This is a genomic window from Halonotius roseus (assembly GCF_006861655.1).
Classification (GTDB): Archaea; Halobacteriota; Halobacteria; order Halobacteriales; family Haloferacaceae; genus Halonotius; species Halonotius roseus.
Map to the genome: position 1 here is coordinate 846,871 of NZ_SESI01000001.1, position 21,925 is coordinate 868,795.

The 21,925-nt window shown below is 63.2% G+C and carries 26 protein-coding genes and 1 tRNA gene; 9 read left to right on the forward strand and 18 right to left on the reverse strand.

Annotated elements, in window-relative coordinates:
• Positions 1 to 28 precede the first annotated feature (28 nt).
• The 3 genes from EWF95_RS04470 to EWF95_RS04480 all read left to right on the forward strand — a co-directional run bounded on the left by EWF95_RS04470 (position 29) and on the right by EWF95_RS04480 (position 1,933).
• Complete coding sequence (locus tag EWF95_RS04470; RefSeq protein ID WP_142442849.1) at positions 29 to 868, forward strand: aldo/keto reductase; 840 nt, start codon at positions 29 to 31, stop codon at positions 866 to 868.
• Positions 869 to 911: 43 nt separating this feature from the next.
• Entirely contained in the window at positions 912 to 1,673 is a 762-nt protein-coding gene (locus EWF95_RS04475) for a hypothetical protein (protein WP_394348576.1), read from the forward strand.
• Between the two features lie 65 nt (positions 1,674 to 1,738).
• Positions 1,739 to 1,933: a DUF7333 family protein gene (locus EWF95_RS04480; protein WP_142442850.1), complete on the forward strand. Its 195-nt coding sequence runs from the start codon at positions 1,739 to 1,741 to the stop codon at positions 1,931 to 1,933.
• 89 nt (positions 1,934 to 2,022) lie between these two features.
• On the opposite strand, the gene EWF95_RS04485 is transcribed toward EWF95_RS04480, so the two are convergent.
• The 11 genes from EWF95_RS04485 to EWF95_RS04535 all read right to left on the reverse strand — a co-directional run bounded on the left by EWF95_RS04485 (position 2,023) and on the right by EWF95_RS04535 (position 11,089).
• On the reverse strand, positions 2,023 to 3,111 hold the full coding sequence (locus tag EWF95_RS04485) for a DUF373 family protein (protein WP_142442851.1): 1,089 nt from the start codon (positions 3,109 to 3,111) through the stop codon (positions 2,023 to 2,025).
• A gap of 184 nt (positions 3,112 to 3,295) precedes the next feature.
• On the reverse strand, positions 3,296 to 4,207 hold the full coding sequence (locus EWF95_RS04490; RefSeq protein ID WP_142442852.1) for a coiled-coil protein: 912 nt from the start codon (positions 4,205 to 4,207) through the stop codon (positions 3,296 to 3,298).
• A 282-nt stretch (positions 4,208 to 4,489) separates the two neighbouring features.
• Complete coding sequence (locus EWF95_RS04495) at positions 4,490 to 5,086, reverse strand: GTP-dependent dephospho-CoA kinase family protein (protein ID WP_142442853.1); 597 nt, start codon at positions 5,084 to 5,086, stop codon at positions 4,490 to 4,492.
• A 1-nt stretch (position 5,087) separates the two neighbouring features.
• Positions 5,088 to 5,285, reverse strand: coding sequence for a transcription elongation factor subunit Spt4 (gene spt4 / locus EWF95_RS04500; protein WP_142442854.1), 198 nt, complete (start codon positions 5,283 to 5,285; stop codon positions 5,088 to 5,090).
• The gene (locus EWF95_RS04505) at positions 5,286 to 5,864 is read right to left on the reverse strand and encodes a DNA-directed RNA polymerase (RefSeq protein WP_142442855.1); all 579 of its coding nucleotides are present in this window, start codon (positions 5,862 to 5,864) and stop codon (positions 5,286 to 5,288) included. It lies immediately after the preceding gene.
• A 1-nt stretch (position 5,865) separates the two neighbouring features.
• A complete protein-coding gene (locus tag EWF95_RS04510; RefSeq protein WP_185911714.1) occupies positions 5,866 to 6,234 on the reverse strand; it encodes a DUF188 domain-containing protein in 369 nt (122 codons plus the stop codon).
• 16 nt (positions 6,235 to 6,250) lie between these two features.
• The gene (locus EWF95_RS04515; RefSeq protein ID WP_142442857.1) at positions 6,251 to 7,480 is read right to left on the reverse strand and encodes a translation initiation factor IF-2 subunit gamma; all 1,230 of its coding nucleotides are present in this window, start codon (positions 7,478 to 7,480) and stop codon (positions 6,251 to 6,253) included.
• Positions 7,481 to 7,557: 77 nt separating this feature from the next.
• Positions 7,558 to 7,998: a DUF5809 family protein gene (locus tag EWF95_RS04520; protein ID WP_142442858.1), complete on the reverse strand. Its 441-nt coding sequence runs from the start codon at positions 7,996 to 7,998 to the stop codon at positions 7,558 to 7,560.
• Between the two features lie 22 nt (positions 7,999 to 8,020).
• A complete protein-coding gene (locus tag EWF95_RS04525; RefSeq protein ID WP_142442859.1) occupies positions 8,021 to 8,407 on the reverse strand; it encodes a DUF5810 domain-containing protein in 387 nt (128 codons plus the stop codon).
• 64 nt (positions 8,408 to 8,471) lie between these two features.
• Complete coding sequence (gene rimI / locus EWF95_RS04530) at positions 8,472 to 8,969, reverse strand: ribosomal protein S18-alanine N-acetyltransferase (protein ID WP_142442860.1); 498 nt, start codon at positions 8,967 to 8,969, stop codon at positions 8,472 to 8,474.
• A 146-nt stretch (positions 8,970 to 9,115) separates the two neighbouring features.
• The gene (locus tag EWF95_RS04535; protein WP_142442861.1) at positions 9,116 to 11,089 is read right to left on the reverse strand and encodes a bacterio-opsin activator domain-containing protein; all 1,974 of its coding nucleotides are present in this window, start codon (positions 11,087 to 11,089) and stop codon (positions 9,116 to 9,118) included.
• Positions 11,090 to 11,262: 173 nt separating this feature from the next.
• Between EWF95_RS04535 and EWF95_RS04540 the strand changes: the two genes are divergently transcribed.
• Both EWF95_RS04540 and EWF95_RS04545 read left to right on the forward strand, forming a co-directional pair.
• Positions 11,263 to 12,099 carry a bacteriorhodopsin gene (locus EWF95_RS04540; protein WP_142442862.1) on the forward strand — a complete coding sequence of 279 codons (837 nt, stop codon included), beginning with the start codon at positions 11,263 to 11,265 and terminating at the stop codon, positions 12,097 to 12,099.
• A 102-nt stretch (positions 12,100 to 12,201) separates the two neighbouring features.
• The gene (locus tag EWF95_RS04545) at positions 12,202 to 12,432 is read left to right on the forward strand and encodes a DUF7860 family protein (protein WP_142442863.1); all 231 of its coding nucleotides are present in this window, start codon (positions 12,202 to 12,204) and stop codon (positions 12,430 to 12,432) included.
• 737 nt (positions 12,433 to 13,169) lie between these two features.
• On the opposite strand, the gene EWF95_RS04550 is transcribed toward EWF95_RS04545, so the two are convergent.
• The gene (locus EWF95_RS04550; RefSeq protein WP_142442864.1) at positions 13,170 to 15,149 is read right to left on the reverse strand and encodes an aconitate hydratase; all 1,980 of its coding nucleotides are present in this window, start codon (positions 15,147 to 15,149) and stop codon (positions 13,170 to 13,172) included.
• Positions 15,150 to 15,321: 172 nt separating this feature from the next.
• Here EWF95_RS04550 and EWF95_RS04555 point away from each other — a divergent pair, with 172 nt between their 5' ends.
• Entirely contained in the window at positions 15,322 to 15,792 is a 471-nt protein-coding gene (locus EWF95_RS04555; protein WP_142442865.1) for a deoxyuridine 5'-triphosphate nucleotidohydrolase, read from the forward strand.
• A gap of 1 nt (position 15,793) precedes the next feature.
• On the opposite strand, the gene EWF95_RS04560 is transcribed toward EWF95_RS04555, so the two are convergent.
• The 5 genes from EWF95_RS04560 to EWF95_RS13475 form a co-directional block, all read right to left on the reverse strand.
• Positions 15,794 to 16,027 (reverse strand): hypothetical protein, encoded by a 234-nt coding sequence (locus EWF95_RS04560; RefSeq protein WP_142442866.1) that lies wholly within the window; start codon positions 16,025 to 16,027, stop codon positions 15,794 to 15,796.
• A 100-nt stretch (positions 16,028 to 16,127) separates the two neighbouring features.
• Entirely contained in the window at positions 16,128 to 16,700 is a 573-nt protein-coding gene (locus EWF95_RS04565) for a hypothetical protein (protein ID WP_142442867.1), read from the reverse strand.
• A 396-nt stretch (positions 16,701 to 17,096) separates the two neighbouring features.
• Positions 17,097 to 17,170: transfer RNA gene (locus EWF95_RS04570), tRNA-Lys, on the reverse strand.
• Between the two features lie 75 nt (positions 17,171 to 17,245).
• A complete protein-coding gene (locus EWF95_RS04575; RefSeq protein WP_142442868.1) occupies positions 17,246 to 17,905 on the reverse strand; it encodes a DUF7119 family protein in 660 nt (219 codons plus the stop codon).
• Between the two features lie 97 nt (positions 17,906 to 18,002).
• Positions 18,003 to 18,161 carry a hypothetical protein gene (locus EWF95_RS13475; RefSeq protein ID WP_185911691.1) on the reverse strand — a complete coding sequence of 53 codons (159 nt, stop codon included), beginning with the start codon at positions 18,159 to 18,161 and terminating at the stop codon, positions 18,003 to 18,005.
• Between the two features lie 293 nt (positions 18,162 to 18,454).
• Here EWF95_RS13475 and EWF95_RS04580 point away from each other — a divergent pair, with 293 nt between their 5' ends.
• Positions 18,455 to 18,787: a hypothetical protein gene (locus EWF95_RS04580; RefSeq protein WP_142442869.1), complete on the forward strand. Its 333-nt coding sequence runs from the start codon at positions 18,455 to 18,457 to the stop codon at positions 18,785 to 18,787.
• Between the two features lie 76 nt (positions 18,788 to 18,863).
• A complete protein-coding gene (locus EWF95_RS04585) occupies positions 18,864 to 20,642 on the forward strand; it encodes a nitrite/sulfite reductase (RefSeq protein ID WP_142442870.1) in 1,779 nt (592 codons plus the stop codon).
• 80 nt (positions 20,643 to 20,722) lie between these two features.
• On the opposite strand, the gene EWF95_RS04590 is transcribed toward EWF95_RS04585, so the two are convergent.
• The gene (locus EWF95_RS04590) at positions 20,723 to 21,454 is read right to left on the reverse strand and encodes a Yip1 family protein (RefSeq protein WP_142442871.1); all 732 of its coding nucleotides are present in this window, start codon (positions 21,452 to 21,454) and stop codon (positions 20,723 to 20,725) included.
• Positions 21,455 to 21,562: 108 nt separating this feature from the next.
• Between EWF95_RS04590 and EWF95_RS04595 the strand changes: the two genes are divergently transcribed.
• Positions 21,563 to 21,853 (forward strand): DUF6360 family protein, encoded by a 291-nt coding sequence (locus tag EWF95_RS04595; protein ID WP_142442872.1) that lies wholly within the window; start codon positions 21,563 to 21,565, stop codon positions 21,851 to 21,853.
• Positions 21,854 to 21,925: the final 72 nt, after the last annotated feature.

A 21,925-nucleotide genomic window follows, 5' to 3' on the forward strand; every position in this document is an offset into this window, starting at 1 on the left:
TTTTCGGCGACAGCACAATACTCCGGTGATGGCAACAAACGAACTCCCCGTTAGCGACGACTGTCCGACCGCCGACGAGATGCCGATGTTGGGGCTCGGCACGTGGAAAAACAGCGATCCCGAGGCCTGCGCCGAGTCGGTTGCCACCGCCCTCGAAACCGGCTACCGACACATCGACACCGCCCAAGCCTACGGCAACGAGGCCGCCGTCGGCAACGGGATCGAACAGGCCGCCGTCGACCGCGAGGACGTGTTCCTCGCCACCAAGATCTGGATCGACAATCTCGCCTACGACGACGTGCTCGAAACCGCAGAAGCGAGCCTTGATCGCCTTGGCGTCGACAGCGTCGACCTGCTGTACGTCCACTGGCCGTCCCGAACCTACGACGCCGAGGACACCCTCGCCGCGTTCAACGAGCTCTACGACCAAGGCAAGATCGACCGGATCGGCGTCAGCAACTTCGAGCCCGAGCAGCTCGCCGAGGCCATCGAGCTCTCGGACGCGCCGATCTTCGCCAATCAGGTCGAGATCCATCCGCTGCTCCAACAGGAGGAGCTTCGGGAGGTCTGTGCCGACCACGACATCGAACTTGTCGCCTACTCGCCGCTGGCCCGCGGGGAGGTCTTCGATATCCCCGAGATCGAATCGATCGCCGACGACCACGGCGTGAGCCCGGCCCAGATCAGCCTGGCGTGGCTGCGCCACCACGGGATCACGGCGATCCCGAAGGCAACGGGGGGCGACCACATCCGTGACAACTGGGCGTCGCTGTCGGTCTCGCTGTCCGACGCGGAGATCGACACCATCGACAGCATCGAAACCACCGACCGGCGGGTCGATCCCGACTTCGGCCCGTGGAACAACTGACAGAACACAACCTTCACATACTCCCGCGGGTCAGTAGATAGCAATGGCACAGCGGTCACCCGGGTTGATCGGCGCGATCCGCATCGACCTCACGCGGCTCCACGAGACGTGGATGGAGGTCGTCTTCCCGCGGCAGCTCGATCCCGGACACGTCCTTGGAAAATGGAAGCCGGAAACCGGCGTCCAGACGGCCGGCTACTACCTGTGGGCGGCGATCGGGCTGCCGCTGGTGTTGATCGGCTACCCGCTGTTGCTGATCGGTTACGGGACGCGGTTTTACGCGATCAGACTCGATAGCGCGGCAACTCGACTTGGGATTATCGGTGCGGTACTGGTATCGATCGTTGTCTGGGGCGTATTATCGGCGGTCGCAAGCTACCAGTTTGGAACTGTCGGTACGATCAGTCTCAACGCCGAAGGGTTCCTCGCGGTCGTCGCCGCCAGCGTCGTGGCGACAGTCTCGGCGGCGTTAGCGGTGTTATTCAGCCGTGCTGGTGGACGGGCAGTAAGCGTCTTGTTGGCCTACCCGGCCGCGATGACTGCACTGTTTCTACCGCCGGTCGTCGCAGCACTCTTCGAGCCGACACTGCAGGAAACCATCTTCCCGTGGAGCGAGGATTTGGCGATCGGGATTCTCGATGGGCCACTCAGTGTCGGCGGACTCAACGACATCATCCGCGAGCAGTTCACCCTGGAGGGAACCGGCTACGTGCTGATGTGGCTCTCGCTGTCGGTGCCGCTGGGGTGGTTCCTCGGTGGGCTGGTGGCGTTTGCCAACATCATCCGCCCGAAAGACGATTCGTAATCGATCCCGCATCCAGCATCGACCGATCCCGCTACGTTTACGCCGCCGGATCCCCTACCCTGAGTATGGAGTTTACGACCGGAACCACCGCTGGACTGTTTATCGCTATCGTCGCGCTTGGCATCGGCGGACTGATCGCCGCGCCGATCCCGATGGCACCCTCGACGATCCTGATGATGGTACTCCCCTCGATGGCGATCTTCGGGCTCATCAGTCTCGCCATCGGCGTCAAACACGGCGAGCACCGCGCGAGCAATTAACGACTCCGCCGTCGATTCACTACATCGTCATCGACTCACTCTAAAACCGACTCACTACGTCGTTATCGACCCACTCTACCACCGGCTCACTACTTCGTCATCGACTCGCTCGTCTGTGTCTCAAGGGCGGTCGCCGCCCTAACACCGACCAGACTGACGAGGACGCCCACACCGACAAAGACGGCCAGCCGGTGGATCGGCGCGAGGTCAAGTGATCCGACACGAAGACCGATCGCCAACAGATAGCCGGTGAAGCCGCGGGTGATGATCCCGATCGCCAACACGCCGGCCGGCAGGCTGAGCATCGCCGTCGGCAACGCGGAGTCGGCTATCAGCCGATCGAGCAGCCGGCCCGTGGCGGCGGTGACACCGGCAAACGTCAGCCACGGACTGCTGCTGTGGAGGAAGACAGCCGCCGACAACGGGGCCGGCGTTACCGACAGCGGTGTCACAGCGAGCCCACCCGAAAAGAGACCGACGATCGTCAACCCGGCGGCGGTCACGTAGGTCACCACCGACATCTGCCCGGAGTACAGCAGCTCGCGGCTCACCTCCGGCAGCCGGCCGACGTATTCGTCGATCCCCAACCCTTTGTACAACACCGCAGTTCCAAGGAGGGCTGCAAGCCCGGCGAGGGCGACAGCGGGCGAAAACCACAGCAGCAACGCCGGTACCAACAACAGACTGATCCCGAGCGGTACCAACACGGTCGTCCGCAGCTCCTCGTCGGCGAGAAACTGTTTGAGCAGGTAGTACGCCGACTCGATATCCCGAGCCTGTCGGACGACAACGCGGTCGACGCCATCGACCTGCAGCCGGCTTTCGATCACCGGCAGGAGTCGCTCGTCGTCGGTCGTTCCCGTCACGACAACCGTCGCCGTCAGATCATAGTCGGCGGTGAGCTCGTCGATCTGGTCGGCCACCGCGCGGTCGGGGGCGGTCGTCCCCGGCGGGCCGGCCGACACCACCGCCACGATCGCGTCGGTGCCGCTATCGTTGAGATCGCGGGTGACACGAAGGGCTTCCAGCAGACAGTTGACGGTCGTTGCCTCGGGGTCGGTCAACCCGACATCGGTCACCAGCGACCGCACCGCCTCCCAGCCGACAACCGGCGGGGTCAACCCCGTCGCTGTCGTCACGGTGCTGTCGCGGTCGAGACAACAGACCAGCGTCGTCACAGCCGATCTAAACAGACGGGTGGCTAAAAAGCCAGTCGGTCGCCGCGGCTCGCGGTGGCGTGGCTCGCGGTCGCGCGGCTTGCGATGGCGCGGCTCCCGGTCGCGCGGCTTGCGATGGCGCGGCTCCCGGTCGCGCGGCTATCGATGCTGGCACAACAAAAAGCAAATCCGCTCAGTCGTCGACTTAGAGCAGCCCCGTCTTCTGGAGCTTCATCAGATCCTCGGTTTCGAGGGTTTCGCCTTCCTTGAACTTCTGGTAGATATCCTCGGCTTCCTGCTTCTCCTCTTCCATCTTCTCCTGACGCTCGTCTTTGCGCTCTTCTTCTTCCTCTTTGTCCAGCTCGCGGAGTCGCTTCTGGACGCTGACGAAGTCCTCGTGGTGGCGGTCGGCCGCTTCCTGGGCCTCGACGAACAGCTCGTGCATCTCGTCGGCCTCGTCGCGCACCTCGTCGGCCTCGCGGTAGGCCTCGATCATCTGGTTGTGGTGCTCTTGGGCCTTGTCGGCGAGCTCGGTGACCTTCTGGTGGTGTTGGGAGGCCTCGGAGCGAACCTCCTCGGCTTCCTCGACGAGCTCGTCGAGTTCACCGCTGTTGTCGACCTTATCCTTCTTTTCGGCGAGCTCCTCGCGTTTGGCCTCGATCTTTTCGATGAGCTCCTGTTCGTCCTCCGAGGACAGCACCTCGGTCTGCTGTTGGAACTCCAGATCCTCGATCTCGGATTCGAGCTCCTCGATGGATTTCCCCTCGTCGAGCTCGAGATCCTCCTTCATCTCCTCGACCTCGTCGAAAAGTTCGTTGGCCTCGGCGTTGAGCTCGTTGCGCTTGTCCTTGTGCTCCTGGACTTCCTCGTTGAGCTCGTCGCGTTGCTCGCGGTGTTCCTGGGCTTCGTCGACCTTCTCGCGTGTTTTGGCGTTGAGCTCGTCGCGCTTGTCGGCGCGCTCGGATGCCATCTGGTTGAGCTCGTTGCGCCGGTCGCGGAGCTGCCCAGCGAGTTTGATCAGTTTGCCTTTCGAGCCGTTTTCGAGTCGTTCGTCGGTGAGCTCGACGTTGTCCGCCTCGTCAAGCTTGTCGATGTCGTATTCAGTTACTACACTCATGATTTGAACCTCGGTACCATTGTTGCTCCGACCATGGCAGTGGCCAGCCACTGTGCGATCGACCGTGGATAAGAATTCCCGATCATTCGTCGTGCGATGCCACCAGCGCCGGAGGCGTTCTGGTAGCTCTACATTTCGTCGGCCGGGATATAAATACTTCGGTGGGAGAGACCCTGCAAAGAGCTACCATACCGCCCGAATTCGGCGTATGTGGGTCGTTCACATGAGCCAGATGAGTATAAAAAGCATGCTCCACGGGGGGCTGTGTGATCTCAGCAAGCGTTAGTCCAGCATCGAGATCGCGGCGTCGGTGTCGCCGTCGAACTCGGCAAGCAGCTCCCGGGCTGTCGTGTGGATGGCCGGCGTGACCGGAACATGTACCATCCCCTCGTCGGGTTGGCCGTAGACAACGCTGGTACCGGCGGGTAACGCGAGGATCGCCGGCAGCGCGGCCAGATCCTCCTCGCCGTCGACGCTGATCGTGACCGGAAGCTCGGTGGTGGTCGCCGCCTCACGAAGCGTCGTCAACAACGATTCCGAGATCGTCGCCGGCGGATTTGTGACCGACAGTCGGCGACCCGCGAGATCAGAAAGCGTCGCCTCAACAGCCGGATCGACGGGCTCGCGCTCGGTGCGGCCGTCGATGACGGCGATATCCGGCTGACGGCCGGCATCGGCGAGCGTCGCGGTCACCACGTCGCCGACGGTCAGCAGTCGCGCTGTGGTTCCCGCTGAATTGGACGTGGCTGTCGACGAGTCAGCGGCGGCTGTCGACTCGGCGTGGTCGTCGACCGCAGCCAACAGGGCGTCGGGATCGGTGTAGATCTCGCCGAGTGGCTCTTTCAGCTCGACGCGGAGCGTCTCGGGAAGCTCAAGCACACTACCGAACCTTCAGCGCGTAGCTGCCGGGGTTGCTGACGTTCATCTCGGTGGCGATCTCGCTTTCCTCGGGGTGGGTGATGATGACGTAGCCGGCCCAGTCCTCCGTGAGACTAGAAGAGCCGCAGTTCTCACAGGTTTGGCTGTCGGCCTCGTTGACAAAGTGACACTCCCGACAGGCCAGCCGGTCGGCCGCCATCTAGGCTCCCTCCACCGTTGCGTCCTGCTTGCGCCGTTTGCGCGCCGCCTCTAACCACTCGTGTTTGCCCAAGCCGGGCTGTTTGGCTGTGAGGCCGATCTTCGAATCACGAGGGTTGCGCTCGTCGATGCTTTTCGTGACGATACGGGTGCGTACCGCGTCGTCGACGCCGAGGGTGTCGCTGGATTCCGTCGAGGCGAGCTGTTGGTTCTCCGCGTCGTGAGCAAGATACTCATCGGAGATCTGCGAGACGTGGAGCAGGCCGTCGACGGGGCCGATCCCGACGAACGCGCCGAACTCGACGACCTCGACGACGGTGCCGTCGGTGACCTCCTGCATCGAGGGATCGAACGTGATGGCGTCGAACTCGGCCTCGTAGTAGACGCCGGGGCGGTTCGGCAACACGGTGCCCTCGCCGATCTCGTGCACCTCGATGACGCTGACGACGCTACCGACATCCTCGTCCATGCGTCCCTCTAGTTTGTCCTGTAGCAGGCCTTTGACCCGCTGTGGCGACACATCCGCCAGCTGTTCCGGCGGCACTTCGACCGTATCTTTGAGTCGTACCCGTTTGTACATATTATGGTGATCGTATCCCGAGGGTGGTTTCGCCCTGTCTGCTGACAACGTGAACGCCGTGGGATCGGAGGCGATCACGCAGTGGGGCGTCGTTCGTGACGACGTAATCGAGCTCGCCGTCGGTGGCTAGCTCAACGATTGCGTCGTCAGCATATGAGACGTTCGTTTCGACGACACGACACCGACCGGCAAGATCTTTTCCCACGCTGGCGGCGGTCGCGGCCTCGCTGTGGCCGCCAGCGAGCGAATCAAGCTCATCGAGTACCGCCGAGGGGACAACCAACTCGGCGGCAGGGCCGAACAGCCGGTCGAGTTCGTCGAACACACGGATATCACATTCGACCGGCATCATGAGTGCGTTGGTATCCAGCCCGAGGACGACCATGCTACGCCCGCAGCGTGCCGATACCGATCAGCCGCCACCGCGCGCCAACACGGCGGTTGATGGCGATGGTCGCGCCGTCGCGGGCACAGACCGGCCGTTTCAGGTTGACCTCACACTCGCCGTCGCGCGCGCTGGTCACCGCCCCAACCGTGGTCGCGGTGCCGACGGTCAACATCAGCGGCTCGCCCGTCGAGATCGCCTCGACCTCGTCGTTTTCGCCGACGACACGATCCAGCAGTTCGACCTCCATCTCGAAGTCGTTCCGCGTCGGCGGCAGCGTGCCGGGCTCGCCGGCGACCTGCCCGCCGAGTGAGTCACCTTTCGTCAGACTCGGATCGAGACCGGTGCCGACGCCGATCAGCCCGCCCGGCCCCACAGAGTCGGGGGAACCGTTGCCGGCCTGCAGCGACCGAACCGTCGTCGTCAACGGCTGCCACTCGGTTTGGCCGCCCTCCTCGACCTCGCGGCCGGGGCGGAGTTCGATCTCATCGTCGACCGAGAGCTCGCCGCTGACGAGGCTGCCACCGATAACGCCGCCGGTGAGGCCGTCCCACGTTGTTCCCGGACGGTTGATATCGAAGCTCCGGGCAACGAACATCTCGGCGGTATCGTCGTCGCTGCGATCCGGGGTTGGGATCGTCTCCTCGATCGCACCGATCAGCACATCCAGGTTCGTCTCCTGTTGGGCACTGATCGGGACGATCGGGGCGTCCTCGGCGACGGTGCCCTCGACGAACTCCTGGATCTGCTCGTAGTTCTCCATCGCGCGCTCGCGGTCGACGAGATCCAGCTTGTTCTGGGCGATGACGATGTTGTCGATGCCGATGATATCGAGGGCCATCAGGTGTTCCTCGGTTTGGGCCTGTGGCACGTCCTCGGTCGCCGAGACGACGAGCACCGCGCCATCCATCAGCGACGCGCCGGCGAGCATCGTCGCCATCAGCGTCTCGTGGCCGGGCGCGTCGACAAACGAGACGGTTCGTAGCGGTTCGCTCGCCTCGCCGTCAGGGCACTCTTCATCGACAGTGTAGCAGTCGGGTTCCTCGACGCCCGGGCACTGCCGGAACGTCGTATCCGCATAGCCGAGTCGAATCGAGATGCCGCGTTTCATCTCCTCGGAGTGCTGGTCGGTCCACGAGCCGCTCAGTGCTTCGACGAGCGTCGTCTTCCCGTGGTCGACGTGGCCGACGAGTCCGATGTTCACCTCCGGTTGTGTAGTCTCTTGTGTCACTATTGACCTCCTCAGAGTAGTTCTACCGAAAGTTCGCCCTGAACGACTGATAAAGGTGCTGTTCTGAGCCCGTCCCGTCACTCCATCTCGTCATCCGAGGTGTCAAATGCCGGTCGGTACTCCTCACCAAACGCTCGCCGTCGCACCGTCGCCGCCGCGGCCTCGGGTTCGTTCTGATACGTTGCCGCCACGACCGTCTCGGCGAACGGGACTGGGTGCCAGACGACTGACGGAACGTCGTCGCTGCCGAGCATCTCAACACTGTGGTCGGGGTGGTCGTCACACCACGACTCGAAGGCCGCGCGGTCGCCGTGGTGGACCTCCAGCAGGGAGGCAAACAGCGCGTCGCGGGCGGTTTCGACCACCTCGCTCGTGACACGGTCGTCGTACTCCTCGGGCGCAAATTCCATCGCCTTCGCTGTCTCCTTGACGACGATCTGGGCGGTCGAGCCCAACGACTCGTAGGCTTCCTCGGCCGCAGCAACCGTCTCGGGTGCGTAGACGCCATCGGTCTCCATACCGGGGGAAGTCACTGCCGCGTTAGGACTCTTGTTGTTCGTCGTCGCCCTGCATCTCCCGGGTGAGCTCGCGGGCCTCCTCGATGATCGCCTGAGCGTCGGCGTCGAGGGTGCTGTCACCGGCGTTGCGTGTCGACGCCCCGCTATCGATCCCGTTCGGCAAACCACTCGCCTGCTCCGGCTCGCTGTGGCTGTGCTCGCCGATATGCTCGTGGTCGTCGGTCGTTTCGGCGTGGTCGACGACGCGCTCGCCGAGCTCGGCCGACGAGAGCCCGTCCCAGTCGGCGACGGTCTCGTCAAGCCACGCCTCATGGTCGCCGCCGTGGAGGATCGCGGTGACCGCGAGGTGGTCGGCCAGCGGCTCGCCGCCGCCAAAGGGGGCCTCACAGACCGGACACAGATAGCTCATAGGTGGGCTAGCGGAGACGGCGACAAAACAGCACTGCTCGTGGCTGTGTGGCGAGACGGTCGCGCTACGAGCACTCAAAGATGCTCGTTCGTTCCGGCTGTTTCGCCAACACGATCGCATCCTCGCCGTCATCGTAATAGCCCGACAGACACGTCACCGGCTCGAAGCCCTCCGAGCGGTAGAGCTGTCGGGCGCGGGTGTTGTGTTCGCGGACTTCGAGTTTGATCCGGCCGACACCCTCGACGGTGAGCCCCAACACCGCCCGCTGAAGGAGGCGACGGCCGATCCCGTTGCCCTGGGCATCCGGGTGGACAGCGAGATCCTTGATGTGGCCGATATCGCGGCCGTAGGTTGGCGTCACGTCGGCGACGATGTAGCCCGCAACCGCGCCGTTGGTGACGGCGACCAGAAAGGCTGGCTCGTCGAGAAACCCCTCGAAGGCAGGGTAGGGCCACGGCTGGTCGAAGACCTGCGTTTCGATCCGGTAGATCGGTAGCAGGTCGGCGCGGGTGGCTTCCCGTATCAGCGGGCTGTCATCGCCCGTGAGGATCGATGTCGCCACAGCTACACATATCGCTACGCACCGGGAAATAAAAAGACGCTGGCTTGCGGGGTGGGCGATGCGGCCAACAAGTGGTATGGCTCGTCGGCGTCGACGTAGGCCAACGATTTCTACCGTTCGTCGGTGTCGGCGTAAGCCGACGAGTTCTATCGTTCGTCGGCGTCAACGTAGGCGTCGACGAGTTTGCGCTGGGCAGCCCGGAGGTGTTGGTGGAACGTCTGGCGGGTGATATCCATCGTTTCAGCGATCTCTGTGCCGTCGACCGGGCGTGGCCACTCGAAGTAGCCGTTGAGCGCGGCGGCCTCCAAAGCCTCCTGTTGGCGGTCGGTAAGTCGCTCGTCGATTTCGGCGGTGAACTCGTTGAGCTGGCGGGTGTGACGCTCACACTGGGTGCGCGCCCGGAGGTCAACGCCGTCGTACTGCTCGCCAAGCAGCTCCAGCAACGACCGCACGTCTCGATCCGGTGGCGTCTCGACGGTGAGTACCGCGCCGTCGGCTGTCGCCGTGATGCCGGTCACAACCGCACCCTGATCGGCCAACAGCCCGGCCGGCGTGGTCGTCTCGACGGTCACCGCGATTGTCCGATCGGTGTCGGTCGCCGAAACGGTGCGAGCGTCGGTCACAAACGACAGCGATTCCAGCTCGGCGGTCGGCACCGTACAGGATTCGGCGGCGAGATACCACTCGTGGCGACCCTCGCCGGCCCGTGTTGTCCCGACGCGTTCGACCGGCGTTCCGAGGGTGTCGGCGATCTGCGACAGCGAGACGCTGGGGTCGCGGATATCGATCTGGAGCTCGGTGACCTGGTCGGTCGTCAACACCTGCGCTGTTTCGGCGGCGTGGATCCCGTTGGCGATCATCGTCCCGAGCGACGCGATGACCGTCTGTTCGCGGTCATCAAGGGTGTCGCCGTCGGTCGCATACACGCCGAGATATCCGTACCGGCGATCGCCATAAGACAGCGGGACGACCAACAGCTGTTCGGCGTCAGCCATCTCGGGGGTCAGCTCGCCGTCGGCACAGGCCGAACACCGCCGTGGCTCGTCTGCCGCGATCGCCTCGCGGATCGGGGCCGCCAGCTCCGCGCGTGGGATCGACGACGGCGGGGAACAGCCGCTGCTGGCGGCGATCGTGAACGTCTCGCCGTCGACACGGCCGATCCAGCCGGCGGTGTACCCCGGCTCGGCGGCGATGGCTTCACAGACCTGGTGTTCGATCACCTCGCGGTCGCTGGCGTCGATGAGCACGCCGGAGACATCGCTGAGCAGCCCATCGATCCGATCGAGGAGGCGGCGGAGCGTTTGGCGGTGCTGGCTGAGCTTCTCGGCGCGCTCCTCAGCGAGCTCCATGGCCTCCCGGCGGTCGGTCACATCGATCTGAAAACCGACGTAGTGGGTGACCTCGTCGTTCTCATCGAAGATCGGGGCGATCGTGAGCTCGTTCCAAAACGGTGTGCCGTCCTTGCGGTAGTTTCGCAGCTCGACGGTCGTCGGCTCCTCGTTTGCGATCGCCGCCGCGAGTCGCTCTTTTGTCTCCGAGTCGGTTCCCAACCCCTGGAGGAGACGGGGGTTGCGGCCGAGCATCTCCTCGGTGTCGTAACCGGTGAACTCACCCCAGGTGTCGTTGACGTAGACAAGCGGGTTATCCGCAAGGTCGGGATCGGTCAGGCTGACACCGATCGGGGCGGCCTCGATCGCCCGCTGGAGCTCCGTCGGCGCGGGTTCGTGGCCGGAGATATCCTGTGGTGACTGGCCGTCGCCGCCGGCCGACGACGGCAACGCCGCGATGAGCTGCTCGGGTGTGTCCGCACCGTTTTTGTGGACATACCGGTCAACGTCGGTGTCGAACGACGGCGAGAGCTCACCCTCGTCGACATCGGTCAGCAGGATGAACGGTAGCTCCGGGGCAAGCTGGCGGACAGCCGACCGCAACGCAAGCCCGTCGTCACCCGGGAGGGCATACTCGCTGATGAGACAGTCGAAGGATGCCGTCCCGATCATCCCGAGGGCGGTCGTGGCGGTCTCGACGGTCTGTACCTCACAGCCGGCGGCCGCAAGCGCGTCGGTCAGCCGGTCTCGGTCATCGGAGCTGTAGACCGCCAGCACACGCAGCGCGGACATGCCAACCGATTGGTATCGAACGGCTAAATAGCTACGCCAACTGGCTGACGCCAGCGGTTTTGGTCAGCACAGCACAAACGGTGGTGAGCCGCGAAAGACTAACGAATTGGATAAAATGATTGGCGATAGCCCAATTGATTTTAGTATACTCCGTGTCATAGTACAGACGGATTATGCTAGTCCCCACAGCAGCTTCGGCACCGGCAGTCGCATTGACAACCGATTTTACTCAGGCTGAGTTGTTTACACAGATCGCCGGGAACGTGTCGCTGTCGGCCTCATTTTGGCTCAATATCGCGCTGGCCGGGGTTGCGATTCTCCTCTTTGTGTATATGGGGCGGAACGTCGCCGACTCACGCGCACAACTGATCTTTGTGGCGACGATGATGGTGCCGCTGGTGTCGATCTCTAGCTACACCGGCCTCGTCTCGGGGTTGACGGTAAGCGTCATCAGTGTCCCGTACCCCGGCGGTGGCTCCGAGGAGGTGCTCATCATGTGGGGCCGGTATCTCACATGGGCGCTGTCGACGCCGATGATCCTCATCGCCCTCGGGTTACTAGCGGGAACGAACCTGACGAAACTGTTCACCGCCGTCGTGATGGATATCGGGATGTGTATCACCGGGCTGGCTGCCGCGTTGACCACCTCCTCGCTGCTGCTGCGGTGGTTCTGGTATCTGCTCAGCTGTGCGTTCTTCGTGGCCGTTCTCTACGTGCTGCTCGTTGAGTGGCCCGCGGACGCACGCGAGGCCGGCACAGCCGAGATCTTCGGGACACTCAAAACACTGACCGTCACCCTGTGGCTCGGCTACCCGATCTTCTGGGCGCTCGGCTCTGAGGGGTTGGCCATCCTCACGACGACACAGACCTCGTGGGCCTACAGCCTGCTGGATGTCGGCGCGAAGTACATCTTCGCGTTCCTCCTGCTGCGATGGGTCGTTGCCAACCAGAACGTGATCGGCAACATCGCGTCGGGATCGCTCGGTGCGGCGACAGCGGGAGCCGACTAACGGCAAGCGTCGCGTCGTACGCGACTCGCCGATTGCGGATTTTTTGACGCTGACAGCGTAGCAACGAAACGCATTTTATCGCCCCACTACCCAGTGTCGAATATGGCTGGACGATACGGTGAACTGGACTACTCGGTTCTCACGAAACGCGGCTTTCTCCTCGGGGTCGCGCTGTTTGCGATCGGTGCCCTCGGTGAGTTGGGGCTGGCTGCATCCGGGCTCTCGGTGCCTGACTGGGAGCGCGCGCTACTGTTCGATCTTGAATTGCTTGGGATCCTGATCGGGTTGCTGTCGCCGTTTGTGTTCGGCGTGCTGTTGCCACTGACCGAGTAACCGCAACGATAACGTTGAAGCCCACTTAGCGGGGGTATGAGATTTCAGCGATCAGTGTTGACAACGAGCAGGAGCTCCGAAGAGCGGTCGCTTACGAGCGTTGTGCCGAAAGGGGGGTTGCAATAAGATTGCAGTGCTACCACCCTGTTCAGTGGGGGTAGCGGGGTTCTAGGGGGGTCAATGTCGCCGTTAGGTAACTGGCGACACTCATTCGTTGGGTGGATGAATACAAATACCTATCGCCGAGAATATCAAAGTAGATAATTTGACGCGCAGAAACGCGGCGGCTGACTAGGTGCTACTTCGTGAGTGGTGAGACGATCGAGCCACCGGAGACAGCCCTGTGGCTGGTGTCTGTAGAAAACTGCAAAGGAAGGGAAGTGGGGGAACTTCCACACCTGTTCAGTTGGGGGGTAGTCGCCTTGATAGGATCAAGGGACTACCAGAACATCGGCGAGGATGATATAAATAAATTTGCCACCAGATATCATACGTGATATTTGTGTGGCCGTTAGCCCACACGAGAAGACAGACGGAGCCACCGAAACTGACAGGTCAGCAACAGGCCAGCAACAGGCCAGCGACAGCAGCAGTTTCCAAGCAAACACCCAGTCTCCAGGCGAAACGCTCCCGTTTGGGGAACCCATGGGACAATAGCACACAGAACTCCAAGCGACACGCCACAGCGACGACTCAGCGTGTTCGGCGTCGATAAAATTCGAACGGGGGAACGCCGCTTAGTCGTCGGCCGGTGTCGGGCCGCTGCCGCTCTCACCGGTCGCCTGGTTCTTTGTCCACGAGAGCTTGCCACCGGCGGCAAGGATCTCACGCTCGCGGCCCGAGGCATGGAGTTCGGCGGTGAACTCCCAGTCGCCGTTGACACGGCAGGTGAACTCCTCGGAGCCATCACGGACGCCGCCACCGATGTCGTCGACGACGGTGATGTCGTCGCCCTGCTCGATCTTGGCGTACGTTTCCTCGTCGATCGTCAGCGGGACGATCCCGAAGTTGAACAGGTTCGCACGGTGGATCCGAGCGAAGCTCTCGGCGAACACAGCCTCAATGCCGAGATACATCGGACACAGCGCGGCGTGCTCCCGCGAAGAGCCCTGCCCGTAGTTCTCGCCGGCGACGAGGACGCCGCCGTCGGCTTCGAGGGCGCGCTCGGCGAACGTGTCGTCGATACGGGAGAGGGTGAACTCCGAGAGCTTCTCGATGTTCGACCGGTACATCAGGATGTCCGCCGTTGCGGGGATGATGTGGTCGGTCGTGATGTTGTCGTCCATCTTGAGGATGGTCTCGCCGCCGACCGTCTCATCGAGGGAGTCCTTCAGCGGCACGTCGCCGATGTTGGGGCCCTTGATGAGCTCGTCGTCGATGGCTTCGTCGGGGCTGATGAGGTCGGCTTTCGAGCCGTCGTACTTCTCCGGGAGCTCGACGCCCGGCGGTTCGAGGTCGCCGAGTTCGTCGGCGAGGTCGCGCGGATCGATGATCTCGCCGGCGATAGCCGCAGCGGTGGCGACCTCCGGCGAACAGAGGTAGACGCTGTCGTCTTCGATCCCGGAGCGACCCTCGAAGTTGCGGTTGAAGGTTCGCAGCGAGACGGAATCCGAGGCCGGCACGTGGCCGATGCCGATACAGGCACCACACGTCGCCTCCGAGAAGTTGACGCCAGCGGCCATCAGCTCGGCAGTCCAGCCCTGTCGGGCGAGGATCTCGGCGGACTGCTTCGAGGCCGGCGCAACGATCATCTCGGTGTGTTTGGCGACCTCGCGGCCTTTGAGCATCTTCGCGCCCGGCAGGATGTCCTCGTAGCTGCCGTTCGTACAGGAGCCGATCATGACCTGCTCGACGCGCTCGCCTTCGACCTCGCGGACGGGCACGACGTTGTCCGGCATGCTCGGGGTGGCGATCAGCGGTTCGAGCTCGCCGAGATCGATCGTGATCTCGTCGGCGTACTCGGCGTCGGCGTCGGGTTCGAGCTGCTCGTAGTCCTCGGGTCGACCGACGCGTTCGAGGTAATCTTTCGTCTGCTCGTCGGTCGGGAAGATCGACGACGTGGCACCGAGCTCGGTGCCCATGTTGGTGATCGTCGTCCGCTCGGGCACCGTCAGCGACTCGACGCCGGGGCCGGTGTACTCGAAGACCTTGCCGACGCCGCCCTTGACCGAGAGGCGGCGCAGCATCTCAAGGATGACATCCTTCGCGGAGGCCCACCCTTCGAGTTCGCCCTCAAGTCGGACGTTGACGACTTCCGGCATCTCGACGTAGTAGGGGCCGCCACCCATGGCGACAGCGATATCGAGGCCGCCCGCGCCGATCGCAAGCTGGCCGAGGCCGCCGGGGGTCGGCGTGTGGCTGTCCGAGCCGAGCAGCGTCTTGCCGGGGGCGGCGAAGTTCTCCTTGTGGACGTTGTGGCAGATACCGTTGCCGGGACGGGAGAAGTGCGCACCGAAGGTGCCGGCCGCAGAGCGGAGGAAGCGGTGGTCGTCGGTGTTTTTGAAGTCGAACTGGTAGGTCTGGTGGTCGCAGTACTGAGCCGCAAGCTCGGTTTGCACGTCTTCGAGCCCGAGGGCCTCGAACTGCAGCCAGACCATCGTACCGGTCGTATCCTGTGTGAGCGTCTGATCGATTTCGATACCGATCTCCTCACCGGGGGTAAGCTCCCCTTCGACGAGGTGATCGTCAAGGATCTTCTCTGTGAGCGTCTGTCCCATAACGTTCGCTCGTCGTGCCTACGCGGACATAAATCCCGCGTATGCCGTGAAAAACCCGATCAGAGCCGATAGCGGGCTATAACGGCGATTTCGGCACGATCACACGTTCCGGCCGTCGTCGTCGATCGATCGCTCCGGTACTGTTTTCGGTGTCGCCGGCGACCGCTCAGCCATGTTTGAATCCGGTGCGTTCGTCGGCCAGCAGCTGACACCCATCAGCGACACACAGATCCAGCCCAATGGGGTTGATCTCACCGCCGCCGCGATCTACGAGCAGACGACAGCGGGACGGATCAACCGCGAGGGAAAGACGATCGGCGACCGCCGGGAGATCGAGGCCGACGACGGCGTCTTCACCCTCGACCCAGGAACCTACATCCTCCAGTACGCCGAAACCGTCCGGGTTCCGGACAACCATATCGGCTTCATCTACCCGCGGTCGTCGCTGATGCGCAACTCCTGTATGCTACACACGGCTGTCTGGGATGCCGGCTACGAGGGGAAAGGCGAAGGGCTGCTGGAAGTCCACCACGAAATTGAGATCGAGGAGGGGGCCCGCGTCGGCCAACTCGTGTTCGCCAAGGCCGACCACGAGGACACCTACGACGGCGACTACCAGGGCGAACACATCGACACCGAGTAGCCTACCCATCGTTGGGATGTGGAAGCCGCTGCCGAAGCGCGTATATGGCACCGACCGCGAGGACGACGCCACCGATCCCACCGACGGTGAACCCGGGATCCTCACCCAACAACGCCACCCCGGCGGCCACCGTGGCAAAAAAGACGATCCCTGCGACGATGGCGTACACCCACCCGCTCAGTTCAAGCAACACCAGCCGTTTCAGTCCGGCTGCGATCTGTTGGAGGAGACCCATAGGCGATAACTGATTGGTTACTACTCATTGATACTATCGGTATCGCCAACTGCGAAGCTGGAGACTCGTTGTCGAGAGCCGCAAGAGGTGCATCAAGCAGTTAATCCTGATCCGCGATATCGATCGCCGTCAGATCGGTGTCGCCGACGGGCGTTGCCTTGTCGAGTTCGGGGCCGACCATCGACATCTGGTAGACGGCGTCGGGATCGAACTGTTTGTGCGTGAATTTGAACACCGTATGTTCGAGCGCGCCATCGAGTGTTGGGAGCGTGCGGATGAGTCGGTGGCGGGTGCCGTGGTTGCGATCGAGGAGATAGACCTCGATGTCGTCGGTCGGCACGAACACGTCGTCGGGTTTCAGAACCACCTCGTAGGGGCGGTTTGTGTGGCTGAAGACGAGCGTGTCAGCCAGCGCGTCGTTGCCGAACTGGACGATCTCGGGCGCGGCGGCCCAGCCGGGATCGAGCACGCGGTCGACCTCGCGGTAGTCGACGACGTTGCGGATCGTCGTCCGCTCGCGGATCTCCTGGAGATCCGGCACCGACTTGCTCTGGAAGGAAACGACGAGATCCTTGACAAGGCTCCGGAGAGATGCGTCGCTGTCCGCCGACTCGGTGGCCGGCTCGGTGGGCTCGGAGCGAATAACGTTGGGTGAGGTTTCGCGTCGTTCCATCGGTGTGTTGGCTCTGATGCCGTCCTATATCTTCCTTTCGTGGTGAACTCTCAAAACTGTTTCTTACAGTCGACTACGATGTTGCGGCCAGATACAGATCAGCACCCCACGCCGGCAGTCCGCAGTGAACGATTTCCACACCGGAGTGCTCGGTGAGCGATTTGGCGACGCAGGAAAACAGGCTGGGAGGAAGCGTGAACCACGGTCGCAGCAAGCTGCTCCCTGCTTCAACACCCTCGACAGCCGCGTTGCTCCTCACGATAGTGTTCGGAGCAAAAACGGGCTGGGAGGGAGTTGAACCATCGGAAGACGGACCGTTCGCTTCGCTCACGGTTGCGACTTCCACGGTTCAATCCCTCGGTAGCGTTTTCACTGCTCCCATTGGTCGCAGGAAAACGGGCTGGGAGGGAGTTGAACCCCCGACCGTCTGGTTAAAAGCCAGACGCTCTCCCTAACTGAGCTACCAGCCCTCACTCCTGCTTGCCGGCAGGCGGTGATAAGGGTTTTTACATCGACGGGGCACGCGTCGACGGCGACGCCGTCGGCTACTCGTTGTCGAAGTACGCCGCCAGCGCGTCGGCAACGATATCCCCCGGCGGCCGATTGTCCATCGAGGCGCGATGCCGCAGCTCGATGTACTCTTCGGTCGGCAGCGTCACCGTCAGCTCGCCGGGCGTGATATCGTGGTCGCGGAGTGCGGTCTCGGTGTCGACCCCATCGTTGATCGTGCTGGCGATCGATCGGATATCCCGCACCGTCAACTCCGCATCGAGACTCGCCCACGCCAACAGATACCGATCCTCCGCGGGCACGCGAGCGATGTGCTTGGCGGCTGTCGGCGCGATATGCCCGCGGGCGACGTGGCGACGGATCGACTGCGGAAGGTCGTGGACACGAGCCCACTTGCGGATAAACGAGACGGTGACGCCGTCGCCGGCAGCCTCGGCGGCAGCCTTGTAGGAGCCCCGGCCCCGGACGAGCGCGGCACAGGCCGCCGCGCCGCGGAGCATCAGGACGTGATCGTTGCCGCCGACAGCCCCGGTCGCAAAATCGTGGACGACCTCGGCGGCCTCCGCGACGCTGTCGGGGTCGTCGGGATCGAAGTCGACAGCTTCCTCGGCGCGCTCGCCGGTGATCTCCGGGTCGGCGCGGACAACGGGGGTACCAACCGGTGTTTCGCGGTCTGAGCCGTACTCCGTGGTCATTTACCGATCACATGACCGCCCGAAACAAAAGTGCCGCGCACAGTGGTGGTCGCCGCGGGAAACCGCAGGCAAAAGCGGGGCTCAATCCGCACGGCCGTCAGTCCTGGTGAGCGGTGGCGTCGGGTGACTCGGTTGCGGCCTCGTCCTCGGCGGCCGCCTCCTCGGCCTCGCGCCGCTCGGAGAGGTGTTCCCAGATCTCGGTACAGCCGGCCCCGTCGGAAAGCTCCGCGAGGTGATCGGCTTCCTCAGTTTGCATCGCTGCCCTCCGTGGCCCCGGCGCGTCGCCGAGCAGAGACGACTGATACATCGTTTGTTCGCGTCGTTTCGGTCATCGTACCCTTGTACTACTCCCTCCGTCTTAACCAACATCCAACCCGTAACACTGACCCGCGCTCGGTGATACCGGATCGTGTTGCAGCTATATCGGACGTCGAGTTTATTCCAAAACCACACGACGAAAGCCGGTTTTGCTACCTGGAGGGCGTCACCGGTGCGGTCAGCGATTGCGGCGGGCGACTCCTACAGGTAGCCGGCGACCCAACGGGGCCTGTGAGCGTTGCCCTGCGGATCCTCGATGACGGCGCGTGGCTCTCGGTCAACGACCAGCGACGCGTCAGCGTCAGCGAACTCTGGCGGCTCCATGCCCCCGAGTTCTGTGACTGCCCGCTCGTCGATTTCATCGCCGAGGGGTTTACCGGGGTCTCCGCCGACGGCCGCGATGTGGCGGTGACGACCTACGGCAAGTGCATCGCCTGCGGTGAAAGCGGCGTCCCCGGAAAACTCCCGGTCGGCTACATTCAGGAGGGGGAATACCACAACTACGACCGCGAGAACATCGTTATGCAGCCGATCGGGGATCGCCCCGGGACAAACCGGCAATAGTATCCGGTTTGGTGAACCACCGGGGATGGTTGACGCGGGGACGGACTGTTTAGGTGTAGGGCTGTTTGGGCGATGTATGCCAACTGACGTTGAGCGGTGGAAATCTGAGGTCTACGGCAATGAGATCCGGGAGCATCTCATGGAGTTCGCCGAGCAAGGATGGGAGTCGATCCCGGAAGACGAACACGACGCGTGGTTCGAGCGGTTCAAATGGTGGGGGCTGTACCACCAGCGCAACGGCCAAGAGAGCTACTTCATGATGCGGATCGGGACGCCCAACGGCGTGCTCAAGCCGGGCCAAACCGAGGTTGTCGCCGAGATCGCCGACGAGTATGCCCGCGGCCCCGAGACGAACCCCGAGTTCGGCGACGGCTACGTCGACTGGACGACCCGACAGTCGATCCAACTCCACTGGATCAAACTTGAGGACATCCCCGACGTCTTCGAAAAACTCGAAGCCAACGGCCTTTCGACACAGCAAGCCTGTGGTGATTCGTGGCGCAACATCGTCGGCAACCCGATGGCCGGCAAAGCCCCGGAATTCGTCGACGCCTGGCCCGTGATTCAGGAGCTCAACGAGACGTTCAAAGGCAACGACGACCACTCGAACCTCCCCCGCAAATGGAAGGTCTCGGTCACCGGTTCGGCCGACGGCTCCGGCCAAGGCGACATCAACGACCTCGCACTTGAGCCAGCCTCCAAGGAGATCGACGGCGAGGAGGTGCGCGGCTTCAACGTCCGCGTCGGCGGCGGCCTCTCGCGGAACGAACCCCGATTGGCCCGCGATATCGACGTGTTCGTTCGACCCGAAAACGCGGCTGAGGTGGCCGGCGGCATGTCCGCGCTGTTCCGCGAACACGGCGACCGCGAGGATCGCTACAACGCCCGGATCAAGTTCCTCGTCGACGAGTGGGGCACCGAGAAGATGCGCCGCGTCCTCCAGGAGGACTTCGTCGACTTCGAACTCGAATCCGCTGGCGAAGACCTCCGCGATCAGTACACCTACAACGCCGGCGGCGAGGAACACGGCGACCTGATCGGCGTCCACGAACAGCGCGACGGGAACTACTACGTCGGGCTCAACGTGCTCGTCGGCCGCATGGGTGCCGACGACACCCTCGAACTCGCCGACCTCGCCAACGAGTACGGCTCCGGTGAGGTTCGCATCAGCCAGCGACAGAACGTGATGATCACCGACGTGCCGGAAGAAGATCTCGACGACCTGCTCGACGAGCCGCTGCTTGAGAACTACTCGCCGGATCCGCATCCGTTCATGCGTGGCTCGGTCGCCTGCACAGGAACGGAGTTCTGCTCGCTCTCGATTGTCGAGACGAAAAACCGCCAGGTGCGCTATGCCCGCTGGCTCAAGGAGAACGTCGAACTGCCGGAGGGCGTCGAGGACTTCCACATCCACCTCTCGGGCTGTACGGCCTCCTGTGCCCAGCCACAGATCGCCGACATCTCGCTGCGCGGGATGAAGACCCGCAAGGACGGCGAGCCCGTCGAGGCCCTCGATATCGGTCTCGGCGGCGGCCTCGGCGAGAACCCACAGTTCGCCGACTGGATCGGCCAGCGCGTCCCGGCCGACGAGGTGCCGGGTGCGATCGAGAACCTCCTTGCCACGTTCGAGGACAATCGTGAGGGCGGCGAAACCTTCCGTGAGTTCATCGCCCGCCACGACGAGGAAGAACTGGAAGAGTTCATCGAGCCCGAGGAGACGAGCTACGAGGATCCTTACATGCACAACACGAAGATGACGTGGTACCCCTACGCCGAGGACGACGACATGAGTGCCTCCCCCGCCCCGACCGACGGCGACGGCAACTCCATCGACGCGACGCCGGCCGACGACTGAGCCGCGGGCAACGCAGTCGACGACACGAGTTCCGTTTGCGGGTTATTTTTCAACAGCAGCTACGTGAGCCACAGAGCCAGTTACGGCGCGGCAACGAGTATCAGAATCCCCGTCACAACGATAGCGATGGCTCCCGCTTGGGCGCGGGACACGTCGCGGCCCGCCTGTAAGCCGAACGTCCAGATCACCGCCCCCCATAGCAAACTGCCAATATTAAGCACGCTGGCGATCGGTAGCCACGGGCCGAGACTCTCCAGCAAGGTTTGCTGGAGGATGTCGGGCTCGACATCGGTTGCAACCGTGACCGGATCCATCACCAGCCAGAGAGCGACGAGGCCGAGCAGTGTTGTGACGAGGGTCGGCGCGAAGCCCCACACAGCCACCGTCGCCGTCGCACCGAAGGAGCCCTCGCCGCCAACGGCCGCGGTTGCGAGATGGAGGCCAGCGGCGACGACGAGCAGCATGATCGGAACCCCGATCAGCATCACGCCGTAGAACTCACCGAGCGAGCCGGTGATGAGCGAATCGATGTTCCGTTCGACCTCCGCGGGGGCGGAGCAGTTGAACCCCGAGTCGCCGAAGCCGTCGGGCAGCGACGTGCCGCCCGTCTCACAGAACCCCTCCGGCGGGCGGTCGGGGTTGTCGATCATCACCGTCCCGTCGATCTTTTCGGTAAACACGAATCCGATCCCGGCGATGAGCGCGACCGCGGTGAGCGTCACGAGCACGGCGACAGCGATGCCACGAGTGATATCTGGCTCGCGGTCGTCGAAGTAGCGATCCGGGCGGAGCAGCGGCGTTCGCGGGGCCATATTTGGAGCGGGCGGCGGAGCGAACAAAGAAATTATGAAGACCAAAACGGCGATTGCACCGTTGTCGCTGAACAAAGCCTCAAGAGCCAGCCCCGCCTATCGACGGCCATGTCCGACCGACTGCTATCAGTCAACGCCTACACGACGCTGGATCTGCTTGAGGGCGAAGCCGAGGCCCACGAGTTCACCGAATCGGCCTACGCCGTCGTCAACGCGACCGCGCCGCGGAAGAACCCCGATCACGTCAAACTAGAGATGGAACTCGACAACGCCGAACTGGAACACCTGACAGCCCATGCTGATCGGGTTCGGCTAACGCCGGAGCAGGCCCGAACGATCGCGGCCGATCTCGAAAAGTACGCCGACAAGGTCGAAGCAAATCTCGCAGACGACGAGTAGGCGAGACAGGATCCACCAGTGCTGGCGAGGATACAGCGACTCCACCGTTGTTAATCGTAACAACGGTTATGT

Coding starts and splice junctions, on each gene's coding strand:
- EWF95_RS04470 (WP_142442849.1), top strand. CDS start 29: ATGGCAACAAACGAACTCCCCGTTAGCGACGACTGTCCGACCGCCGAC.
- EWF95_RS04475 (WP_394348576.1), top strand. CDS start 912: ATGGCACAGCGGTCACCCGGGTTGATCGGCGCGATCCGCATCGACCTC.
- EWF95_RS04480 (WP_142442850.1), top strand. CDS start 1,739: ATGGAGTTTACGACCGGAACCACCGCTGGACTGTTTATCGCTATCGTC.
- EWF95_RS04490 (WP_142442852.1), bottom strand. CDS start 4,207: ATGAGTGTAGTAACTGAATACGACATCGACAAGCTTGACGAGGCGGAC.
- spt4 (WP_142442854.1), bottom strand. CDS start 5,285: ATGGCGGCCGACCGGCTGGCCTGTCGGGAGTGTCACTTTGTCAACGAG.
- EWF95_RS04505 (WP_142442855.1), bottom strand. CDS start 5,864: ATGTACAAACGGGTACGACTCAAAGATACGGTCGAAGTGCCGCCGGAA.
- EWF95_RS04520 (WP_142442858.1), bottom strand. CDS start 7,998: ATGGAGACCGATGGCGTCTACGCACCCGAGACGGTTGCTGCGGCCGAG.
- EWF95_RS04525 (WP_142442859.1), bottom strand. CDS start 8,407: ATGAGCTATCTGTGTCCGGTCTGTGAGGCCCCCTTTGGCGGCGGCGAG.
- EWF95_RS04535 (WP_142442861.1), bottom strand. CDS start 11,089: ATGTCCGCGCTGCGTGTGCTGGCGGTCTACAGCTCCGATGACCGAGAC.
- EWF95_RS04540 (WP_142442862.1), top strand. CDS start 11,263: ATGCTAGTCCCCACAGCAGCTTCGGCACCGGCAGTCGCATTGACAACC.
- EWF95_RS04545 (WP_142442863.1), top strand. CDS start 12,202: ATGGCTGGACGATACGGTGAACTGGACTACTCGGTTCTCACGAAACGC.
- EWF95_RS04550 (WP_142442864.1), bottom strand. CDS start 15,149: ATGGGACAGACGCTCACAGAGAAGATCCTTGACGATCACCTCGTCGAA.
- EWF95_RS04555 (WP_142442865.1), top strand. CDS start 15,322: ATGTTTGAATCCGGTGCGTTCGTCGGCCAGCAGCTGACACCCATCAGC.
- EWF95_RS04560 (WP_142442866.1), bottom strand. CDS start 16,027: ATGGGTCTCCTCCAACAGATCGCAGCCGGACTGAAACGGCTGGTGTTG.
- EWF95_RS04565 (WP_142442867.1), bottom strand. CDS start 16,700: ATGGAACGACGCGAAACCTCACCCAACGTTATTCGCTCCGAGCCCACC.
- EWF95_RS04575 (WP_142442868.1), bottom strand. CDS start 17,905: ATGACCACGGAGTACGGCTCAGACCGCGAAACACCGGTTGGTACCCCC.
- EWF95_RS13475 (WP_185911691.1), bottom strand. CDS start 18,161: ATGCAAACTGAGGAAGCCGATCACCTCGCGGAGCTTTCCGACGGGGCC.
- EWF95_RS04585 (WP_142442870.1), top strand. CDS start 18,864: ATGCCAACTGACGTTGAGCGGTGGAAATCTGAGGTCTACGGCAATGAG.
- EWF95_RS04590 (WP_142442871.1), bottom strand. CDS start 21,454: ATGGCCCCGCGAACGCCGCTGCTCCGCCCGGATCGCTACTTCGACGAC.
- EWF95_RS04595 (WP_142442872.1), top strand. CDS start 21,563: ATGTCCGACCGACTGCTATCAGTCAACGCCTACACGACGCTGGATCTG.